Consider the following 20,447-nt stretch of genomic DNA (forward strand, 5'->3'; position numbering starts at 1 on the left):
TCGTCGAAGTGGCGCTGCCGGTGATGTCGGCGGCGGCGCCGATGATGCGGCCGGTCGGGCGGCCGGTGCGGCCGGTCAGGCGGGAGCGATGACGGCGAGACCGTCGGTGATCACCGGGGTTTCGGCGCGCACCGCGTCGAAGGCGTATCGGCGGGCGCCGTCGTCCTCGACCCCGGTCTCCCAGACGCGGGTGGTGATGTCGTCGTTCGGGAACGTCATCGCCGCGAACCGCACGGCGAAGCGGCGCAGCCGCCGGGTATCCGAGTCGCCGACGGTGGTCAGCACCGCCCAGGAGGTGAACGCCATCGTGCACAGGCCGTGCGCGATGATGCCCGGCAGCCCGGCGTCGCGGGCGACCTGTTCGTCGAGGTGGATCGGCATCGGATCCCCGGAGGCGGGCGCGTAGCGGTAGGTCTGGTCGGCATCGATATGGGCCGGCACGCTCGCCGTCGGCGGCTGATCGCGCAGCGCGGTGTCGAGGCGGTGTTCCGGAACTCGTTGCCCCACCGCATCACCCGCGTCGATACCGCGGAAGAAGGCGATCAGGTACTGGTCGTTGACCGGCTCGCCCACCCGGTCGACGGTCTCCAGGTGGATGCTCAGTCGGGCGCCGGACGCCACGGTGTCGTAGCCGATCGCCCGGGCCCGGGTGGACAGCACATCCCCCGGCACGATCGGCCGGTGGAAGTGGAAATCCTGCTCCCCGTGGACGACCTTGCCGAAGAACTGTGCGGGTACGACGTCGACCACCGGGACCAACAGCGAGTCGAAGGCCGGCACGATCGCGAAGACCGGCGGTGCGATGTCCCCGTTGCGGTGCGCCGGGACCGGGTCGTTGGTCGCTTCGGCGTAGGCGGCGATCCGCTCCCGGGTGACGGTGAAGGTCTCCGGGTCCGACCAGGTGTTCAGCTCGGCGTCATCGAACTGTGTTGCCGTTCGGGTCATCTCAGGACTTCGCGTTCGCCAGTTCGTCGAGCGCGTTGAGCGAGCTGTCCAGCTGTTTGACGCCGTCCTTCTCGATCGCCTTGGCCAGCGCGCCCTTGACCAGCGTGCCGGTGAAGTCACCGACCACCGTCAATTCGCTGCCCTCGGCGACCGGGGTGATCGTGAAGACGAAGGCGACCTTGACGTTGGCCATTCCCGTACCGTTGAGCGCGAGGCGGTTCGGCGGATCGAGTTCGGCGACGGTCCATTCCATCTTGTTGGCCATGCCGAGCATCACGATCTTGGCGACCAGCTTCGAGCCGACCTCCAACTGCGCCGGGGGCTGCTCCATCCACCGCTCGTGGATGCCGAACCATTTGTCCCAGTTCTCCAGATCGGCGACGACGCCCCATAGCGCCTCCGGACTCGCGGACAGCGTGCGGCGTGCTTCGATGTGACCCATGGCGGTCTCCCTCGGGTGTCGATGAGTGGTCGGCGGGTGGTGTCGCGAGATCAGCGGTCGGCGCGCTGGTAGGCGGTGACCACGGCGGCTCCGCCGAGGCCGATATTGTGCTGCAGGGCCGCGGTGACCCCGTCGACCTGGCGCGCGTCGGCGGTTCCCCGTAATTGCCAGGTCAATTCGGCACATTGGGCCAGGCCGGTCGCCCCGAGCGGATGGCCCTTGGAGATCAGCCCGCCGGAGGGGTTGACCACCCATCGGCCGCCGTAGGTGGTGTCGTCGGCGTCGATCAGGGCACCGCCGTCGCCCTCCGCGCAGAGGCCGAGCGCCTCGTAGAGCAGCAGTTCGTTGGCCGAGAAGCAGTCGTGAAGTTCGATGACCTGGAAGTCCTCCGGGCCGAGCCCGGCCTGGTCGTAGACCCGGCGCGACGCCTGCACGTTCATGTCGTAGCCGATGATGCCCTTGCAGGTGCCGTCGAAGGTCGACGCGAAGTCGGTGGTCATCGCCTGGCCGACGATTTCGACCGCCCGATCGGCGAGGCCGTGCCGGTCGACGAAATCCTCGGAGGCGAGGATCGCGGCGCCGGACCCGTCGGAGGTCGGCGAGCATTGCAGCTTGGTGAGCGGGTCGTAGATCATCCGCGACGCCCGGATGTCGTCGAGGGTGTATTCGTCCCGAAACTGGCTGTTGGGATTGTTGACCGAGTGTCGGTGGTTCTTCAGGCCGATCTTCGCGAAGTGTTCCGCGGTCGTCCCGAACTTCTGCATATGCTCGCGGGCGGCGGCGCCGAACATCCACGGCGCGGGCGGGAAGAGCACCTCGCTGATCTCCGCGAGCGCCAGAATGTGCTTGCCGAGCGGCTGCTCGCGGTCGTCCCACAGCGACGGCAGCGAGCCCGGCTGCATCTTCTCGAAGCCCAGGGCGATCGTACAGTCCGCCAGTCCGCCCCGAATCGCTTGTGCGGCAAGGTATAACGCCGCAGAACCGGTCGAGCAGTTGTTGTTGACGTTCACGACCGGAATGCCGGTCATGCCCAGTTCGTAGAGGGCACGCTGGCCGGAGGTCGACCCGCCGTAGACGTAGCCGACGTACCCCTGCTCGACCTGCTCGTAGCCGATGCCGGCGTCCGCGAGCGCCTTGGTGCCGGACTCGCGGGCCATATCCGGGTAGTCCCAGGCGCTGCCGTCGTCGTTGGTCCGGCTGCCGGGCTTCTCGAATTTGGTCATCCCGACACCGATCACGAACACCCTGTTCGCCATGGCGGCCTCCTCGCGGTGCGTTCCATCGCCGGTTACGAACATACATGCCTGTATGTAAGTGCACCAGGGGTTGCCTGGTCGAAATGACCTCGGGGGTCAGCGGTCGGCGCGCAGGTCGACGTCCGCGACGCGGCGCAGGTTCGCCACCGCCCGGTCCCAGCGGCGGCGGGCCCGCTCGTGATCGGCGTCGATGAAACTGGAGATCAGGATTCCGCGCAGGGCGTCCATCGCGGTGTAGAGGAAGTCGACCATCGAGCGCTGCGCCTCGGGCGGCACCGCATGTCCGACCGCGGCGACCAGCGCCCCGACCACCGTCGACTCGACGGCGGCCATCTCCCCCGCCAGGGCGCGATCGGTGCGGCCGGCCACCCACAGTTCGACGGTGGCGATGAACATCGGGCCTTCATGCAGGTCCCAGAGCAGATCGAGGACCGCTCCGACCGGATCGTCGGCGGCGGTGACCAGCCGCGCGCGGTCGAGACCCTGCTCGATGCGCCGCGCCGCGAGATGCCTGATCGCCGCGAGGACCAGGTCGTTCTTGGAGCCGAAGTGATGCACCTGGGCGCCGCGGGTGACGCCGGCCATCTCCGCGACGCGCGGGGTGGTCGTCCCGGCGTAGCCGTACTCGACCAGGCAGTCGATAGTCGCGTCGAGCAGGCGGGTGCGCATCTGCGCGCTCCGCTGTTCCTGCGTACGCCTGCCCGTTCCGGCTGCGGCCATCCCTGCATCCTAATGCGCACCGGCGGTCGTCAATACATTCCCGTCTGTATGTATATGGATCAGGAACGGACGGGCAGCCAATCGATCGACTCACCGTGCGGATCGGTGCGGGCCAGCGGGACCCCGTCGAGGCTCAGGACGAATCGTGCGCCGGCCGACCCGCCCGCGGGAGGAATCGGTAGCCCCAGCACCCCGGGTCCTTCGTTGGCGATCCATCGGCACGGCAGTTCGCGGATGACCCGGACGAATTCCGACCTCGCCGCCGCCGGCAGGTAGCTCAGCACGGCACTGTGAAAGACCACCACGGTTTCGGTGGTCTCGACCGCACCGCGGACCACCCGTTCGATCCGCTCGAGGAGGTCACCCGCGTGTATCACCGCCGGGGCGCGGCGGGCGATTCTCAGCGCGGCGCGCAACCGGTCCCGGCGTTCCGGCTGTCCGGGCCAGACGAGGGACTCGAGCCACCGCACGTCGTCATCGTCGGCGACATTCAAGGGATTCAGGTCGATGCCCGCTCGGACAGCGACGGCGGGTACGGCACTCGGGATCGGAACGTCGCCGGTGGTCCGGCAGGTGAGGAGGACCTCGGACGGGCCGTCGTCCGGGTCGATGCGTGGCCGGTCTTCGTAGCGGTAGCTGTACCGGTCCGGATACAGGCACAGTCCCGCCGAGGCGCCGACCTCGATCAACGCGAGGGGCTGCGGAAGCCCGGCAAGGATCGGCAGCAGCGTTGCCGTGCGCGCGGGTTCGTTGGTTTGAGTGCGGCGGGACCGGGCGAGCGCCTCGATCCGTGGCCACTGTCGGTGCAATTCGGCCACGAAGGCATCGGGATCGGCGGTGGACACGCCGAGGTAGCGGACCGCCGCGAGCACCAGGTTGGGTTGTCGACGTTCCTCGGGCAGGTGATCGATCAGGGCGAGCAATGCCGGATCGTCCGCGATGCGATGGCAGACGGTGTCGTACAGGTCGCACTTTCCCCGCGCCTCGACAGCTGCGAACGTGCGATAACGCGCGGCGGTGTCCACCCCGCCAGTATGTGGCAGGGGTGAACACCGGCCGCGACGCTCGACGCGGGGATGGTCAGACGCGGGCCGGGCGCACCACGACGTCGAGGATCCATCCGACGATCGAGATGACGATCGCTCCGAAGATGGCCGTCCAGAAGAAGCTGTCGACCGCGAGGCCCCAGCCGGTGGTGGTGCGGGTGATCCACGCGGTGATCTCCAGCATGAATGCGTTGATCACCACGTGAATCAGACCGAGGGTCAGGATGTACAGCGGAATCGAGAGCAGCTGCACGATCGGCTTGATGATCGCGTTCACGACACCGAAGATCAGCGCGACGACCAGAATGACGCCGATCTGCTCGGTCGGGGTGGAGCCGCCGACAAAATCGAGACCGGGGACGATGAGGGTGGCCACCCAGAGGGTGAAACCGGTAATGACGGTGTGAAACAGGAACGCCAACATGCCCGTAGTCTCCCGGGTCGAGCACCGGATGGGTAGGAATGGGGAAACGTTTCGCGCGGCGGACCCCAGTTGGTTCACTCGTAGGATGAACCGGGTGACCACGACTGCGATTTCCTACGCGGCCCACGCCGCCAAGGCTCCGCTGGAGCGGACCGAGATCAGCCGCCGCGACCCCGGCCCCACCGATGTGGCGATCGACATCGACTACAGCGGGATCTGTCATTCCGATATCCACACCGTGCGCGACGAATGGGGCGCCGCGACGTACCCGGTGGTGCCGGGCCACGAGATCATCGGCACGGTCACGGCGGTCGGCGGTGACGTCACCCGCTTCGCACCGGGCGACCGGGTCGGCGTCGGCGTGATCGTCGAATCCTGCCGAGCCTGCGAGTCCTGTCTGGCCGGCGAGGAAAACTATTGTGCCCGTGGACCGGTCGGCACCTACGGCGGCCTGCTCGCGAGCGGAGAGTTCACGCAGGGCGGCTACGCCACCAGCATCGTCACCGACGATCACTTCGTCTACCGCATCCCCGGTGCGCTCGACCCGGCCGCCGCGGCCCCGCTGCTCTGCGCCGGAATCACCACCTACTCGCCGCTCAGGCATTGGGAGGCCGGCCCCGGCACGCGGGTTGCCATCATCGGCTTGGGCGGTCTGGGCCACCTGGGCGTGAAGTTCGCCGCGGCCCTGGGCGCCGAGGTGACCGTGCTGAGCCAGAGCCTGTCGAAGCGGGATGCCGGGCTGGCGATGGGCGCCTCCGACTACTTCGCGACATCGGACCGCGAGACCTTCCGGAAGAACCGGCGGCGCTTCGATCTGGTGATCAACACCGTGTCGGCCAATCTCGATCTGAACGACTATCTGCGCATGGTCGCCAAGGACGGCACCTTCGTCGAGGTTGGGCTGCCGGAGCATCCGCTCTCGGTCACCGGGCAGTCTTTGGTCAACGGCCGCGTCTCGCTGAGCGGGTCGATGATCGGCGGGGTGCCGGAAACCCAGCAGATGCTCGACTTCGCCGGGGAGCACGGGATCACCGCCGATATCGAACTGATCCCCGCGTCCGAGATCAACACCGCCTTCGACCGTGTGGTAGCCAGCGATGTGCGCTTCCGCTTTGTCATCGACATGGCGTCGCTGCGATGAGCGACGACGCGGCGGCCGGTTCGGTGACCGACCGGGTGCGGGCCGGGGCGCAGGCGACGCTCGGCGCGACGTTGGTCGGCGCGGGCATCGGTCATCTGACGTTCGCGCGCGAGGAGTTTCGCAATCAGGTGCCGACGTGGGTGCCGCTCGACGAGGACCTGGTGGTGCTCGCCTCGGGGGTCGTCGAGATCGGCGTGGGCGCGTTCCTGTTGGCGTCCTGGCGACAGCCGCGGCGGGCGCTTGCCGGCGCGATCGCGGCGCTGCTGTTCATCGCGGTCTTCCCGGGCAATATCGCGCAGCTGACCGAGCGGCGGGATGCGTTCGGGCTCAACAGCGATGCGGCTCGGACCGTGCGGTTGGCCTTCCAGCCGTTGTTGGTGCTGTGGGCGCTGTGGTCGACCGACGCCTGGCGGTGGTGGCGCCGTCGGGGATAGCACCCGTCTCGGTCAGGCGTTCGGCGTGAGCGGGTCGGCTACCCAGTCGAGCGCGGTGTCGAGCCGTGCGAGCAGGTCGTCGGCCGTCGCCGACGGGGTTTGCATGCCGTAGAGGCTGATCCCGTCGAGGAGTTCGGCGAGCAGCTCCGCCCGGTTCTCCAGATCCGGATCGGCCAAGGGCTGCATATAGTTCCATTCGTGGTCGAGCCCGGCCATATCGGTGACGGCGAAGCGGGTCATCGACCGCATGCCGGTCACCAGCAGCGCGAGGTCCTCGCCGTACTCCGGCAGATCCCCGGCGCTGATGATGAACCGGTAGGCCACCTGCACCTCGAGCCGCCGACGCCGGTCGAGCGGCAACAGTTCCGCCAGCGACGCCCGGATCCGCGCGCGCCCGTATCGACCACGCCCCTCTACCCCTGCCCCGTCTTCCCCGGCCGACTGCGCCCCGGAATCCCGCCCCTCGGGATTCCCGTCCCGGGGCTCCCCGTCTCCGGGCCACTCGAGGATCGCGGCGATGCGGTCGCGGGCGTCCATCGCCGTCCGGATGGTCAGTGCGCGCTCCAGATCGACCTGCGTCGGGTAGTAGTGCCGCAGATATCCCGGCGTCACCCCCGCTTCCCTGGCCACCTGGCGGACCGATATCGCGGGCAGCCCTTCCTGCTCGAGCAGGCGCATCGCCGCGTCGGCCAATCCGGTCCGCACGGCGTCGTGATCAACGATCTTCGGCACGCCCTTTATCTTCGCACACTGTGCGGTATACACTCGACTCGTCTTTTATCGCACACTGTACGGAGAAACCCGATGGACCTGTCGCTCGCTGCTCAATTGGGAGTGCTCGCACTGGTGGACGCGACCAGCGCCGGCACACTGGCGATTCCGATCGCGCTGTTGCTCGCACCGCTGGTGCGACCGCGCACGCTGGTGATCTATCTGGCGACCGTCGCCGGGTTCTACTTCGTGTTGGGTCTCGCCCTGCTGGCGGGCGGGTCGGCGCTGCTGCCGTGGCTGTCCGGGCTCGCCGAGCAGCGCACCTTCGTGATGGTGCAGTTGGCGGTCGGCGTGGGCCTGTTCGCGGTGAGCTTCCTGTTCACCAAGGAACGCTCGGCGGCGCGGCGGAGGCGGCGCGAGGCGGATCCGGATTTCCGGCCCGGGCCGGTGGAGCGGATGCGCAGCGCCGTGACCGCGGAGCGGGCGCCGGCCGTCGCGGTGGCGGGGCTCGGTGTGACCGCGGCTCTGATCGAGGCGGCATCGATGGTGCCGTATCTGGCGGCGATCGGCCTGTTGACCAGCGCCGGCATCGCCACCACCGAACGGGTGACCATTCTGGCCGGCTATGTGCTGATCATGTGTCTGCCGGCGATCGTCCTCGGCTTCCTGCGGTTCACCGCCCGGGGTCTCATCGACCCGGTCCTGCAGCGGATCTCGAAGTGGTTCGAGCGCAATGGCAGCGAGATGCTCGGCTGGACGTTGGGCATCGTCGGGTTCCTGATCGCGCGTTCCGCGGCGGCGGAGTTGGGCTGGTTCGGTCAGGTCGTCGGCTGACCGGCCGGGCGTGTATGTGCGCCCGGCCGGTATTGCCGCAGGGGAACGGTCAGGCGGCGTTGATGATCGCGGTCAGCCCGGGGACCGGATCCTTGGCGCCGAGCAGCTGGATGGCGACGTGGTTGGCGCCCTCGGTGAGGTGGCGGTCCACGGCGGGGCGCACCTCCTGCGGTGTGCCGCGGTCGACAAGGGCGTCGATCAGCGCGTCGCTACCGCCGTCGGCGATATCCGCGTCGGTGAAGCCGAGGCGCTTGAGGTTGGAGACGTAGTTCTTCAGGTGCAGGTAGGGCTGGTCGACCTTGGGGCGGCCGACCGCGCGGGCTGCTTCCGGGTCGGTGTCGAGCACGACCTTCTGTTCCGGGGCGAGCAGCGGCGCGGGTCCGAGGACGTCGCGGGCGATGCGGGTGTGCTCCGGGGTGGTCAGGTAGGGGTGCGCGCCGAGGGACCGGTCGGCGGACAGGCGCAGCATCTTGGGGCCGAGCGCGGCGAGCAGGCGGCGGCGGACCGGGACGCCCTTGGTGTCGAGCACGTCGAGGTAGTGCGAGACCGCGTCGTAGGGGCGCTGATACTCGGCGGTGGCCTCCGGATGCCCGGCGCCGATGCCGAGGTAGAAGCGGCCGGGGAAATCGTTTTCGAGAGCGGCATATTCGTCGGCGATCGCGGCAGGGTCGGTATTCCAGATGTTCACGATGCCGGTGGCCACGGTGATCGCCTCGGTGGCCGCGAGGACCGCGCGTACCGAGTCGAGGGTCGCCGGGGATCCGCCGAGCCAGATCGTGCCGTAGCCGGCCTGTTCGATTCCACGAGCGACATCGTCGGGGAACTGTCCGAACCAGCCCCACACTCCGTGGGTGCCGAAGCGTTCGACGTGAGCGGCGATATCGTCGGTCTGCTCGAGTGACGTCATGGTTCGTACAACCCCGGTCGGCGGACCCTATTCCCCGGCCGGCACGGTAATCGATGTGCGAGCGGTGGTGCAGCGGGTGTCGGCGGCGTCGGTGACGGTCGACGGCGAGGTGGTGGGGTCCCTCGCGCTCGATTCCGGTGTGCAGGGGCTCGTCGCTCTGGTCGGCGTCACCCACTCCGATACGGCCGACCAGGCCGACGCGCTCGCCGACAAGATCTGGCGACTGCGCATCCTCGACGGCGCCGAACGCGAGGAATCGGCCGCCGACCAGGGCGCGCCCATCCTGGTGATCAGCCAGTTCACCCTGTACGCCACCACCAACAAGGGCCGCCGCCCGTCCTGGAACGCCGCCGCTCCCGGCGCGGTCGCCGAGCCGCTGGTCGACACGGTGGTCGATGCCCTGCGGGCGCGTGGCGCCGTGGTCGCGACCGGCCGATTCGGCGCGAACATGGCCGTATCACTGGTCAATGACGGCCCGGTCACACTGGTCCTCGATATCGACTGAGTGCCGGCTCGTTCGCTTCCGCCGACTCTCACGGCGGTTGGGCGCCATTGAATCCGCCCACCTGCTGCTCCGGGTGGTGGTAGCCGTTGGTTCGCGGTCGGCCGGACGGGTCGACGTGCTGCGGCGGTGACCACTGTGTGCGCCCGGCTCGATTCCTCGACGTCCGCCATCGAGGGCTGTCGGTGCCAATCATGCGGTGATGAGTGGGACAGACCAGAGTCAGATTGTCGGTATCGGTCGCTCCCCCATCGGCCCATTCACGCAGATGGTGGGTTTCGCAGATGTAGGCGCTCGACGGGCACCCGGGATGAGTGCAGCCGCGGTCGAGGGCGTGCAGGGCGAGCCGCTGGTCGGGACCGGCGAGGCGTTTGGCCCGTCCGAAGTAGAGCGGTCGCGCGCTGTGATCGTCGAAGACGCACAAGTACGGCATATTTCGGCCGGCCATCCGGATCAGATCCCGCATCGGGATCAGCGATCCGCCGCCCGTAGTGGCCACCCCGGCGTGGTCCTGCAGGTCCTGCAGCGTGACGGTCGCGATCACCGTGACCGGTAGCCCTCGATGCGACCCGAGCCGTTCGGATGCGACGGCGTCACGACAGATCGCGGACAGCGCATCGTGCCGCCGCTGCCCGGGTGAGCGGGTATCCCGCGACACAGCATCCGGATCGGGCACTCCGTCCACGGTCGGCTCGGGGTCCTCCGGATGGCACATTCCGGGGCTCGCAAGCTTCGCGAAGATCGCCTCCAGATAGGCACTCACCTCCGGTTCGAGGCAGAACGATCCCGTGCGCATCTTGTCCGCGCCCTGCGGATGCATCGTGAAGTGGCGCTTGCGGGCTCGATCCCGCTCGGTGAAGTGATCATCAGGATTCAGGTAGGCGGCGATGCGGTGGGCGCAGCGCCGCACCTCGTCGGGGCGCATCCGAGTCGACAGGTCGGCCAGGCGATTCTCGGCCGAGATTCGATCTTCCAGGGCGACCGCGGCGGGCAGATCACGCAGGAAGTCCCGAATGACCTTCACGTGGCCGGTCCCGATGTCCCCACGCCGTTCGGCCTCGGCGACCTGCGGTAACTGCGGAGGCAGCAGCTCGCCGGTCTCGAGCTGACGCGGCGCGAGATCGGCGGCCTCGTGCAGCCGCCGCCCTGCCTCCACTGGGGTGATGCGCAAGCGGTCGGCCAGGATCAGCCCGAGCCGTCCACCGCCGAAATCGACCGTTCCCAGTTCGGCGAGACGGGCCAACGGCCGACGGTCGGCGCCGGAGAGCGATCGGGCAAGCCGTTCATGGCGAGCTCGCCCCTCCAGTAGTTCATCGGCGGTCATCCGGTCGATCGGCAGGTCGGCGAGCGCCGCGACAGCCCGTTCGGCTGCCGCGTACGCCCGATCGATCTCCCCCGAATACATGACCCGAACGGTAGCCGAAACCACCGACAGGTTCTTCCGAATAGTTCTTTGCAGCAACGCAATTGACAGTCCACATGCACGATCACCAGCAACCGTCAACCCGGTTATCCACAGACCATCCGCGCCCGATCGGCTATCCACAGCACGATCGGGCGACGGTAAGGCCTGCAGCCGAACCCGGGCGGCCGATCGGCCTCAGGAGGGGCGGCGGATGGTGGCTCCGTAGATGTGTTCGACGGTGATGCGGATCAGGACGCGGCGGTCGGAGACCATCACGGACCGGTACTCGTCCCAGTCCGGATGCTCACCGGCGGCGCCGCGGTAGTAGTCGACCAGAGCCTCCACCTCGGGGCCGTTCGGATCGTCGGACGGCCCGATCAGGGTGACCGACCCCTCGGCGGTCGCCCAATCGCGGCCGTCGGAGCTCGATACCTCGAGGGCGGCGCGCGGATCACGACGCAGGTTGGACGTCTTCACGAGGCCCTCGCGGGTCGAAATCAGGATCGTTTCGTTCTCCCGGTCGAACCACGGCGTCACCGGAGACAGCTGCGGCATGCCGTTGGCCTTGATGGTGGCGAGGATTCCGAAGGAACTGTCGGCGAGCAGGGCTCGCGGATCGAAAGTCATGTCCTCATCGTGCCGCACCCGAAGCCGGTCGCGACAGCACTACGCGCATTCATATTCCACCCGGAAACGCAACCCGTTCATCCACAGGCCGGATCGTTTATCCCCGGGTTCACCGAGCCGATCGCCGGACCGTTGCGTGGCCACTACGGTCGATCCAGTGCGGCACGGGCCGGCTTCGATCCATGTGATCCTGTTCGATACCAAGGAGATTCGCGATGCTGATCGTTCATCCGCAGGCGCTGCGCGATGCGGCGGCCCGCGCCCGCTCGACGTGGGCCGACGCGCGAACCGTTCCGGTCAATACCGGCGCCGACATGCCGGACTCCGCGTCGGCCCGGCAGTGCGATCGCCTCGCCGCCGACATCACCGGAGCGGTCGACGACACGCGCCGACGTGTCGAGCGATGGGCGGATACGGTCGAGCGGACCGCGGAGTCCTACGAAGCAGCCGACGCCCGGGCGGGGGATCTCACCTCGGGCTCGGCCGGCTCGGGCCCGATCGACGCCGGCACCGCGGCGGTCGGATCGCAGGTCTCCGCCGACCCCGGGAACGAACTCCGATGAACCCGACGATCTCGCTCACCCGGTCGTGGCAGCCCGAGGCGCTGCTCGACCGCGCGGGCGGCTGGCGGACGCTCTCCGACGACCTGCACACCCGCACCGCGGACTATCGCAGCGCCGTCGGCGACGTGAGCGCCGCATGGGCCGGGGAAGCCTCCGAAGCCGCGCGGGTGATGGCCGGCGCGATCGTGCAACGAGTCGACGCGCTCGCAACGGGTCTCCGACAAGTTGCGGATGCGGCCGAGGATGCACACTTTCGGGTGGCGGCCGGACGGGGCGCAGTGCTCGACGCCGTCGCCACCGCCGAAGGCGACGGTTTCGAGATCTCCGAGTACGGAGCCGCCCAAGCCTCCGCAGCCCTGCGATCGATCGCGACGGCGTCGTCCGATCCGTCCGCGCTCGCCGTCCTCCACGAACGGGAGATGCGCTGGTCGACCGACATCGCCGCCGCATTGGCCCGACTGGCGAATATCGACCTGTCGGCCGCCGCCCTGCTGCGTCGCGCCGCCGACCTACTGCCCCTCCCGGCACCGATGCCACCGATCGGAGCGACACCGGAGGATCGGCGCCGCTGGTGGGAATCGCTGTCCACCGGACAGCAACACATGCTGCTCGGCGAGCACCCGGCGCTGATCGGTGGTCTCGACGGGCTACCCGCTCGGGTGCGGGACGAGGCCAACCGGGCGCGGCTCGACGATCTGCGGGCGCGGTGGGAATCGACCCTGGCCGCCCACCGGTCCACGCTGGCGCAACTCGACGCCCGCGATCCCGGTGGTGCCGAGGGGCCCGTCACCATGGCCGCGCGGCGGGAGGTGCTCGACCGGATCGCCGAGGCCCAGCTGCGGCTGTTGGATTTGGATGCGGTGCGCGCGAACCTCGCCGGCGACGATCGGCTGTTGCTGCTGCTCGACACCGACTCCGGCGCGCAGACCCGCGCGGCCATGGCGATCGGAGACCCCGACGCGGCCGACCACGTGTCGGTCACCACCGGTGGAATCACCACCACCGTGCGCGATTCGTTGAACGGCATGGTCTCCGAGGGTGAGCAACTGCGCGAGGAGGCGATCGCCCAGTTGCGGGCGGCCGACCGGGAGACGGAGAGCGTCGCGGTGATCGCGTGGCTCGGGTACGACGCCCCGCAGATCGCCGACGGTGGGCCCGGGGTGGTCGACATCCTGACCCGTGAGCACGCCGAGCGTGGCGCCGTCGACCTCAACGGCTTCTTCCGCGGGCTCGACGCCGCCAACGGCGAGCACGACGCGAATGTCAGCGCCTTCGGACACTCCTACGGATCGTTGACCACCAGCCTTGCTCTACAACACGATCCGAGTCATGGTGTCGACGCGGCAGTCTTCTACGGCTCTCCCGGGGTCGCAGCGGCGGCCGGCGAGACGATCACCGACCGGCTCGGCGTCGACGAGGTGCACGAGATGACCGCACACCGCGACCCTGTGGCCCATATCCCCTGGTTCGGCACCAACCCGTCCGATCTGCCCGGCGTCGAACGGCTCTCCACCGATCCGGTGGTCACCCCGGACGGGGTGGCCCGCGACGGCGCGGACGGCCACTCGGACTACGCCCGCCCGGGCAGCAACGGTGAGCTTCGGGTCACCGGCTACAACCTCGCGGCCGTTCTCGCCGACACCGGTAACGAAATCCCGCACCGCGCCCCGGGGTGGTGGTCGACGTGATCCCACCCCGGTGCAGCGGCGACTCAGGCGGAGCCGCGCACATCCAGGCAGGCCGCGACGATGCTGTCCGCGTCGATCCCGTGATAGCGGTAGACGTCCTCGAGCGAGCCGGCCTGCCCGAATCGGGTGACGCCCAACGGCTGCGCGGGCACCCGATTGATCGTCGACAGGAACGCCAGGCTGTGTGGGTGTCCGTCGAGGACCGTCACCATCGGCGCCGCCCGCTCGGCCGGGAAGACCTGATCGAGAATCCACGACGGGCCGTCGTCGAGACCGCGCCGCGCCTGCAGGGCCTGGAAGATCGCGCCGGGGCCGGTCACGCAGATCACCTCGGCGCGGATCTCCATGGTCGCCAACCGATCCGCGGCCGCCAGGGCCTCGGTGACCATGGCGCCCATCGCGACGATGCACACTTCCGGCGTCGATTCCGCGCGCAGCGTGTAGGCGCCGGCGATCACCTGCTTGCGGCGCCGTTCCCGGGCGGCGGGATCGGTGGGGATCGCGGCGAGGCCCTGTTGAACCGGCCGGGTCGACAGCCGCAGATAGGCCGAGCGTCCATCGGGACGGCCGAGTTGCCCCAGGCAGTGCAGCAGAATCCACTCGACCTCGGCGGCGAACGCCGGTTCGTAGGTATCGCAGCTCGGCTGTTCCAACCCGACCGATGGGGTGGTGATCGACTGGTGCGCACCACCTTCCGGCGCCAGGGTCACCCCGGAGGGAGTGCCGACGAGGATCGACTGGCCGCCGGCATACATGCCGAACGACCACGGTTCGAGGGCGCGCTCGACAAACGGGTCGTAGAGCACGCCGATCGGCAGCAGCGGCTGCCCCCAGCGGCTCCAGGTGGCGCCCAACTCACCGAGCAGCCCGACCAGGTTGGTTTCGGCGATGCCCAGTTCCATGTGCTGGCCGGTGGGGCGTTCGGACCAGTGCATGATCGTGTCGGAGTCGTCGGCGAACCAATCGCGCCGCTCGGTCGGCGACCACACCCCGGCCTTGTTGAGCCAGCCGGCCAGGTTGGTACTCGACGAGACGTCGGGAGAGACGGTGACAATGCGGCGGGCGACGTCGGGGGCGTCTCGGGTCAGGTCGAGCAGCACTCGACCCAACGCGGCCTGGGTCGACGACGTCGCCGAGGGCACCCGCCCGATGTCGGTGGGCACGGGCGGTGGGGTCATCGACGGAATGTCCTCGCGGCGCAACCGTTGGGCAGCGGCCCGGCAGATCTCGCCGGCAGCGCTGTCCGCATCGAAGCGCCGGAAGGGGTGGTCCGGGTCCTCACCGAGTTCGCCACCAAGCGAGCGGAACTGCTCGGTCGACAGCAGCGACGAGTGGTTCTGCGGGTGCCCCTCGGTGGGCAGACCGAAACCCTTGACGGTGTACGCGATAATCGCCGTGGGTCGGCTGTCGTCGATGCCGGCGTAGGCGGCGCGCAGCGCGGCCATGTCGTGGCCGCCGAGGTTACGGATCGCGCGCAGCAGGGTCGGATCGTCCAGGTCCGCGATCAGAGTGCGGATCGCATCGGCCCCGGCGCCGTCACCGGGGAGGCGGTCGCGCAGCTCGGTAGCCGAACAGCGCAGCAGCCGTTGATATTCCGGGTTGGACATCTCGACGATGCGGTCGCGCAGATGCGTGCCACCGGGGCGGGTGAACAATTCCTCGAGCAGGGTACCGAATTTGACGGTGATCACCTGCCACCCGGCCGCGGAGAACATCGTCTCGAGGCGGGTAGCCGCGAAGGTGGGCACCACCCGGTCGAGGGACTGCCGGTTGAGGTCGATGATCCACACGATTTCGCCCAGTTCGGGGACCGCCGGGTCGACCAGGGCTTCCCAGATCGCGCCCTCGTCGAGTTCGGCGTCGCCGACCAGGGAGTACTGCCGCCCGGTGCCGGCGCCACCGAAGGTCGCCTCGACGTAGCGGCGAGCGATCGCACCCCAGATGGGTGCGGTGGCACCGATGCCGACCGACCCGGTGGAGTAGTCGACGGGGTCGGGATCCTTGGAGCGGCTCGGATAGCTCTGCAGTCCACCGAATTCGCGCAGCGTGGTCAGGTACTTCTCGTCCAGGGAGCCCAGCAGATAGTTGATCGCGTGCAGCACCGGCGAGGCGTGCGGCTTGACCGATACCCGGTCCTGCGCTCGCAACTGCTCGAGGTAGAGGGAGACCATGATCGCGACGATCGACGCGCTGGACGCCTGATGTCCGCCGACCTTGAGGCCGCTGGTATTGGGGCGCACCCGGTTGGCGTGGTGAACGATCGCGGTAGAGAGCCAGAGCACCCGGCGGGCGATCTCATCCAAGGGATCCGGGGTGATGCCGCCCGGCACGGGCGCGGCGGGCTGCGCCGAGATGTCCGACATGGTCACGTCAACCTCCTCGCGCGACCTCGGGCGGGTCGCGTCGGCGGGTGCACTTCGTCCTTCCATCGGACCACTGGTCGATCAGTCGCACAAGATCGCGGCGCCGAATTGCGCAGAATGCCCAATCGGGCGCTGCGTGGGGGCGGTATGTTCGTCACTATGACCCCTCGCCGCACCTTCGACCGGGCGGATGCCAACCTGCTGTTGGCATTGACCGACAGCCCGCGCGCGACCACCGCCGGTCTGGCGGAGCGCACCGGGATCTCCCGCAATACCGTGCACGCGCGCCTCAATCGGTGGGACGAGGGCGGTGCGATCCGCGGCTTCGACCGCCGCATCGACCCCGCCTATCTCGGCTATCCGCTGCGTGCGTTTGTCTTCACCCGGGTGCAGCAGGTGCACCTCGACGCCGTCGCCGAGCACCTGCGGTCGATCGTCGAGGTGATCTCGGTGGACGGCATCAGTGGCGAGGACGACCTGCTCGTGCAGGTGGTGGCCCGCGACGCCGACGACATGTACCGGGTCGCCGGTCGCATCCTCGATATCGACGGGGTCGATCGGACGCGCACGTCTTTGGTGATGCGGGAGTTGGTCGAGTACCGGGTCACCCAGTTGATCGAGCCGGACCGCGCGGGTCCGACGCGCACGGACGACCGAACCTCGACCCGAACCGGCGGGCCGGACGGGGGTGCCTAGACATCACACAGGGACGATGGCGAACCAGATGGCGATGACAATTCCCGCCGCCAGCAGGGGCCCGTAGACCAGGGCGATGGACCAGGAGCGCAGGTCCGCGGCATCGGGCCAGTAGTTGACGGTCGAGCCGGCGGGTGCGGCGAGCGTCGAGTTCATCGAGAACGTCGGGATCGGACCGCCGCGTGCGACCTGGTCGTACAGGTGCCGGAAGGCGCGTTCCTGCTTGAGGTAGTTCGCGTCGAGGATCGCGAAGATCACGACGGCCAGGATGCCGAGCAGGGCGACACCCCAGGCGTCCTCGACGATCGCGTAGCCGTAGGTGGCGGTGACGATCGGCAGCGCCCACGTCTTGGCCGACGACGACGCCTGCGACATCCGGGTGATCGTGCTCTGGATGAAGTCCAGGTGCTGGCGGCGGTCTTCGGGAGACACGGGAGGGGCGCCGGCGGGCCCGGGCGGAGCATCGGCCGGCGCGGGCGGATTGCCGGCGGGCGCCGGCGGATCACCATTCTCGGGCACGGTCGGAAGGCTATCCCGGATCTCGGCCAAGGTGCGGTCCTGCGCGTCGCCGTCCTCGGCGGGACCGTCGGGCCAGTCGAGGATCATCCGGTCGCCGTGCCGGCGCGGGACGAGGTGCACGTGGAGGTGCGGGACGGTTTGGGTGGCGGCGGCGCCGTTGGACTGAATGATGTTCATGCCGTCCGGGTTCACCGCACCGCGCACCGCCTCGGCGATGCGGGTGGTCTCGCGGGCCAGGGCCTCCGCCTCGGCGGCTTCGAGGCCCCACACGGTCGGGACGTGGCGGGTGGGGACCACCAGGGTGTGGCCGCGGGTGGCGGGGTTCAGCGGCAGGAACGCGACCGTCGACGAGGTGCGGTCGACCACCCGCGCCGCGGGATCCTTGCCGCGCACGATGACGCAGAAGGGGCAGGTCGACGGGTCGCCCGGGTCGATCACATCCGCTGATCCCGTGTCCGCCACCGCCACCTCCCGATCGAGGAATCCGCCACGTCACATCGGGTCGCGGTCGTTTCCGCGGTCGTATCCGAAACCCTAGGACCTCAGCGGTCGTCCCGACCGAACCTACGACCTCAGCGGGTGTCCCGGCCGGAACCGGTCACCGCGTCGAGCATGCGCTGCAGGTGCCGGCGTTCGACGGCGTTGTCGCACACCTCGATCGCGCGGCGGTACTGGTCGGCGGCCGCGGCCGAATCCCCCACGCGCTCATACAGATCGGCGCGCACCGCATGCAGCCGGTGGTTGTCGGCCAAGGCGTCGTCCACACCGTTCAGGACCTCCAGGCCTGCCGCCGGCCCGACCGCGCGCGACACGGCGACCGCCCGATTGAGCCGCACCACCGGGCTCGGCGTGAGCCGTTCGAGCTGCCGGTACCACCGGTCGATCCGCGCCCAGTCGACATCCTCGGCACACGCGGCCACCGCGTGTTCGGCGGCGATCCGCCCCTGCAGGTACATCTGCGCCCCGAACCCGCCGAGGGTGCCGCGAACCCCGTCGAGCAGGGCGATCCCCTCGGCGATCTCGTCGTGATGCCAGCGGCGGCGATCCTGGTCGTCGAGCAACACCAATCCGCCGTCGGCGTCCACCCGCGCGTCACGCCGGGAATGCTGCAGCAGCATCACCGCCAACCCGGCGGCCGGCGCGGGGCGGTCGGGCAGCAGGTCGACCACCAGCCGGCCCAGTCGGATCGCCTCCCCCGACAACGCCGGCTCCAGCAGCCGATCCCCGGCCGGCGGGGCGTAGCCGGCGGTGAAACACAGGTAGACCACGCGGCAGACGTTGGTGATGCGCCCGTCGAGCGCCGCGCCCTCGGGCAACTCCAGCGGGATACCGGCCGCGATGATGCGCTTCTTCGCCCGGGTCAGCCGCGCCGCCATCGTCGCGGTCGGCACCAGGAACAGGTCGGCGATCGTCGCGGTCGGCAGCCCGAGCACCAGGCGCAGAGCCAGCGCCGCCGACGCCTCCGGTGCCAGGGCCGGGTGGGCGACCAGGAAGATCATCCGCAGTTGATCGTCGCGCAGCGGGGCGGGGTCGAGATCGTCGATCATCTCGCGCTCCGATCCGACTCGCTCGCGCCCCGCCGCGTCGACGATCAGCAACGGCCGGCGCCGCCGCGCGACCTCTTCTCGGCGCAACTGATCGACGGCAACCCGGTTCGCCGCGGTCATCAACCAGCCCGCCGGGTTGTCCGGAACCGCGCCCGGCCACACCCGCGCAGCGCTCGCGAACGCCTCGGCCAGCGCATCCTCCGCCAGATCGAGGCGCCGATACCGCGCCACCAGGACCGCCAGCAGCCGGCCCCAGTGGTCGCGGTGGGCGATCGCGACCGGGTTGGTCATTCCATCTCGTATTCCACCACCGGTCGCAACTCCATCGTGTACGGCGGCATCTTCTTGACCAGTTCCAACAGCGTGGACAGGTCGGGGACCTCCAGCACGTAGAAGCCGCCGATCGCCTCGGTCGCCTCGCTGAACGCCCCCGCGGTGATCACCGGATCGGCGTCGGCGTGGTTGATCACAACCGTCGCATCGCTGCCGTCGTCGTTCAGGGCCTCACCGGCGATGATCGCGCATCCGTCGGCGGCCTCGACCGCCGCGTCGAAGCCGGCGTGCGCCTCGAGGAACTCGGCCTGTTCGGCCTCGCTGCGCTCGTCCCAGCTGCGACCGTCGGCGTATCCGACCAGCAACACCACGTACTTCATCCTCGTCACCCTCCAGTGAGTTCGAGCGGGTCGTCCCGGACGGCCGCCTCGTGGGGCCGTCACCACCATGACGGGCGAATCGTCCGGATATCGACAGCCTCGCCGGAAAATGTCGTCAACGCCGGTTGTGGCGAAGAATTCACCTCCGGGACGGCAGGGAAATTGCTTGACTGGTGGGGTGAACCCCCAGGACGCGACGCAGCCGATCGAGCAGCCCCATCAGCCGCCCGAGGGCTGGAAGTACCTGATGGACATGGACGGCGTCCTCGTCCACGAGCAGCACCTGATCCCGGGCGCGGCGGAGTTCATCAAGGAACTGACCGAGGCGCGCACCCCGTTCATCGTGTTGACCAACAACTCGATGCGCACCCGCCGCGACCTGCACGCCCGCTTGCAGCGCAGCGGCCTCGACATCCCCGAGCGCGCCATCTGGACCTCCGCGTTGGCGACGGCGGACTTCCTCGACAGCCAGCGCCCGAACGGCACCGCCTACGTGCTCGGCGAGTCGGGGCTGACCACCGCGCTGCACGAGATCGGCTACGTCATCACCGATACCGACCCCGACTATGTGGTGCTCGGCGAGACGCGGACCTACTCGTTCGAGGCGATCACCACCGCGATCCGGTTGATCGACGGCGGCGCGCGGTTCATCGCGACCAACCCCGATCCGACCGGGCCATCACGGCAGGGGGTGGTCCCGGCGACCGGTTCGGTGGCCGCCCTGATCACCCGGGCGACCGGCAAGGAGCCGTACTACGTCGGCAAACCCAATCCGCTGATGATGCGCTCGGCGCTGCGGGCGATCGGCGCCCACTCGGAGCACACCCTGATGATCGGCGACCGGATGGACACCGACATCGTCTCCGGGCTCGAGGCCGGGCTGCGCACCATCCTGGTCCTGAGCGGGATCTCGACCGCCGACTCCGTCGAGCAGTACCCGTTCCGGCCGACGCTCGTCCTCGACTCGGTCGCCGACCTCGTCGGGTACACCACCGACCCCTTCCACTGACCGGACGCCGACCTG

22 protein-coding genes are annotated in these 20,447 nt (G+C 69.2%); 8 read left to right on the forward strand and 14 right to left on the reverse strand.

The annotated features are described in order from the left end of the window. Positions 1 to 75: 75 nt before the first annotated feature. The 6 genes from MB1_RS13960 to MB1_RS13985 form a co-directional block, all read right to left on the reverse strand. The gene (locus tag MB1_RS13960) at positions 76 to 945 is read right to left on the reverse strand and encodes a MaoC/PaaZ C-terminal domain-containing protein (protein ID WP_066908252.1); all 870 of its coding nucleotides are present in this window, start codon (positions 943 to 945) and stop codon (positions 76 to 78) included. Between the two features lies 1 nt (position 946). Then, positions 947 to 1,387, reverse strand: a complete 441-nt coding sequence (locus MB1_RS13965; protein ID WP_066908255.1) for a type II toxin-antitoxin system Rv0910 family toxin — start codon at positions 1,385 to 1,387, stop codon at positions 947 to 949. A 50-nt stretch (positions 1,388 to 1,437) separates the two neighbouring features. After that, complete coding sequence (locus MB1_RS13970; RefSeq protein WP_066908257.1) at positions 1,438 to 2,643, reverse strand: lipid-transfer protein; 1,206 nt, start codon at positions 2,641 to 2,643, stop codon at positions 1,438 to 1,440. Between the two features lie 96 nt (positions 2,644 to 2,739). Next, the gene (locus MB1_RS13975) at positions 2,740 to 3,363 is read right to left on the reverse strand and encodes a TetR/AcrR family transcriptional regulator (protein WP_066908260.1); all 624 of its coding nucleotides are present in this window, start codon (positions 3,361 to 3,363) and stop codon (positions 2,740 to 2,742) included. A 59-nt stretch (positions 3,364 to 3,422) separates the two neighbouring features. Further along, positions 3,423 to 4,388 (reverse strand): DUF2332 domain-containing protein, encoded by a 966-nt coding sequence (locus MB1_RS13980; RefSeq protein ID WP_066908264.1) that lies wholly within the window; start codon positions 4,386 to 4,388, stop codon positions 3,423 to 3,425. 55 nt (positions 4,389 to 4,443) lie between these two features. Further along, positions 4,444 to 4,833: a phage holin family protein gene (locus tag MB1_RS13985; RefSeq protein WP_066908267.1), complete on the reverse strand. Its 390-nt coding sequence runs from the start codon at positions 4,831 to 4,833 to the stop codon at positions 4,444 to 4,446. A 94-nt stretch (positions 4,834 to 4,927) separates the two neighbouring features. Here MB1_RS13985 and MB1_RS13990 point away from each other — a divergent pair, with 94 nt between their 5' ends. Next, entirely contained in the window at positions 4,928 to 5,974 is a 1,047-nt protein-coding gene (locus MB1_RS13990; protein ID WP_066908535.1) for an NAD(P)-dependent alcohol dehydrogenase, read from the forward strand. Further along, complete coding sequence (locus MB1_RS13995; protein ID WP_066908270.1) at positions 5,971 to 6,408, forward strand: DoxX family protein; 438 nt, start codon at positions 5,971 to 5,973, stop codon at positions 6,406 to 6,408. The genes MB1_RS13990 and MB1_RS13995 overlap by 4 nt, the downstream gene beginning before the upstream one ends. Before the next feature lie 12 nt (positions 6,409 to 6,420). On the opposite strand, the gene MB1_RS14000 is transcribed toward MB1_RS13995, so the two are convergent. Beyond that, positions 6,421 to 7,140 (reverse strand): TetR family transcriptional regulator, encoded by a 720-nt coding sequence (locus MB1_RS14000; protein ID WP_066908273.1) that lies wholly within the window; start codon positions 7,138 to 7,140, stop codon positions 6,421 to 6,423. 72 nt (positions 7,141 to 7,212) lie between these two features. On the opposite strand from MB1_RS14000, the gene MB1_RS14005 reads away from it, so the two are divergent. After that, positions 7,213 to 7,953 (forward strand): GAP family protein, encoded by a 741-nt coding sequence (locus MB1_RS14005; protein WP_066908275.1) that lies wholly within the window; start codon positions 7,213 to 7,215, stop codon positions 7,951 to 7,953. A gap of 49 nt (positions 7,954 to 8,002) precedes the next feature. On the opposite strand, the gene MB1_RS14010 is transcribed toward MB1_RS14005, so the two are convergent. Continuing rightward, on the reverse strand, positions 8,003 to 8,860 hold the full coding sequence (locus MB1_RS14010; RefSeq protein WP_066908278.1) for an LLM class F420-dependent oxidoreductase: 858 nt from the start codon (positions 8,858 to 8,860) through the stop codon (positions 8,003 to 8,005). 55 nt (positions 8,861 to 8,915) lie between these two features. Between MB1_RS14010 and dtd the strand changes: the two genes are divergently transcribed. Continuing rightward, positions 8,916 to 9,365: a D-aminoacyl-tRNA deacylase gene (gene dtd / locus MB1_RS14015; RefSeq protein ID WP_066908538.1), complete on the forward strand. Its 450-nt coding sequence runs from the start codon at positions 8,916 to 8,918 to the stop codon at positions 9,363 to 9,365. Between the two features lie 28 nt (positions 9,366 to 9,393). Here dtd and MB1_RS14020 read toward each other — a convergent pair whose 3' ends face one another. Next, entirely contained in the window at positions 9,394 to 10,767 is a 1,374-nt protein-coding gene (locus MB1_RS14020) for an HNH endonuclease signature motif containing protein (protein ID WP_066908281.1), read from the reverse strand. A gap of 195 nt (positions 10,768 to 10,962) precedes the next feature. Next, entirely contained in the window at positions 10,963 to 11,394 is a 432-nt protein-coding gene (locus tag MB1_RS14025; protein ID WP_066908284.1) for a PPOX class F420-dependent oxidoreductase, read from the reverse strand. A 215-nt stretch (positions 11,395 to 11,609) separates the two neighbouring features. Here MB1_RS14025 and MB1_RS26045 point away from each other — a divergent pair, with 215 nt between their 5' ends. Together MB1_RS26045 and MB1_RS14035 are read left to right on the forward strand one after the other, a co-directional pair. Beyond that, positions 11,610 to 11,957: a hypothetical protein gene (locus tag MB1_RS26045; protein WP_066908287.1), complete on the forward strand. Its 348-nt coding sequence runs from the start codon at positions 11,610 to 11,612 to the stop codon at positions 11,955 to 11,957. Continuing rightward, the gene (locus MB1_RS14035) at positions 11,954 to 13,645 is read left to right on the forward strand and encodes an alpha/beta hydrolase (protein ID WP_066908290.1); all 1,692 of its coding nucleotides are present in this window, start codon (positions 11,954 to 11,956) and stop codon (positions 13,643 to 13,645) included. Before MB1_RS26045 ends, MB1_RS14035 begins: the two co-directional genes overlap by 4 nt. Positions 13,646 to 13,668: 23 nt before the next feature. On the opposite strand, the gene MB1_RS14040 is transcribed toward MB1_RS14035, so the two are convergent. Beyond that, positions 13,669 to 16,008 carry a thiamine pyrophosphate-binding protein gene (locus MB1_RS14040; protein WP_066908541.1) on the reverse strand — a complete coding sequence of 780 codons (2,340 nt, stop codon included), beginning with the start codon at positions 16,006 to 16,008 and terminating at the stop codon, positions 13,669 to 13,671. A 159-nt stretch (positions 16,009 to 16,167) separates the two neighbouring features. Here MB1_RS14040 and MB1_RS14045 point away from each other — a divergent pair, with 159 nt between their 5' ends. After that, positions 16,168 to 16,704 (forward strand): Lrp/AsnC family transcriptional regulator, encoded by a 537-nt coding sequence (locus tag MB1_RS14045; RefSeq protein ID WP_084351800.1) that lies wholly within the window; start codon positions 16,168 to 16,170, stop codon positions 16,702 to 16,704. 3 nt (positions 16,705 to 16,707) lie between these two features. Here MB1_RS14045 and MB1_RS25130 read toward each other — a convergent pair whose 3' ends face one another. The 3 genes from MB1_RS25130 to MB1_RS14060 form a co-directional block, all read right to left on the reverse strand. Then, positions 16,708 to 17,685 carry an HIT family protein gene (locus MB1_RS25130; protein WP_245650191.1) on the reverse strand — a complete coding sequence of 326 codons (978 nt, stop codon included), beginning with the start codon at positions 17,683 to 17,685 and terminating at the stop codon, positions 16,708 to 16,710. A 110-nt stretch (positions 17,686 to 17,795) separates the two neighbouring features. Next, positions 17,796 to 19,061, reverse strand: coding sequence for an RNA polymerase sigma factor (locus tag MB1_RS14055; RefSeq protein WP_066908293.1), 1,266 nt, complete (start codon positions 19,059 to 19,061; stop codon positions 17,796 to 17,798). Continuing rightward, on the reverse strand, positions 19,058 to 19,423 hold the full coding sequence (locus MB1_RS14060; protein WP_066908296.1) for a YciI family protein: 366 nt from the start codon (positions 19,421 to 19,423) through the stop codon (positions 19,058 to 19,060). Before MB1_RS14060 ends, MB1_RS14055 begins: the two co-directional genes overlap by 4 nt. 247 nt (positions 19,424 to 19,670) lie before the next feature. Here MB1_RS14060 and MB1_RS14065 point away from each other — a divergent pair, with 247 nt between their 5' ends. Further along, positions 19,671 to 20,432, forward strand: a complete 762-nt coding sequence (locus tag MB1_RS14065; protein WP_066908544.1) for an HAD-IIA family hydrolase — start codon at positions 19,671 to 19,673, stop codon at positions 20,430 to 20,432. Positions 20,433 to 20,447: the final 15 nt, after the last annotated feature.

Origin of the sequence: Millisia brevis NBRC 105863 (assembly GCF_001552615.1) — a bacterium.
In the GTDB taxonomy this organism is placed as follows: Bacteria; Actinomycetota; Actinomycetes; order Mycobacteriales; family Mycobacteriaceae; genus Millisia; species Millisia brevis.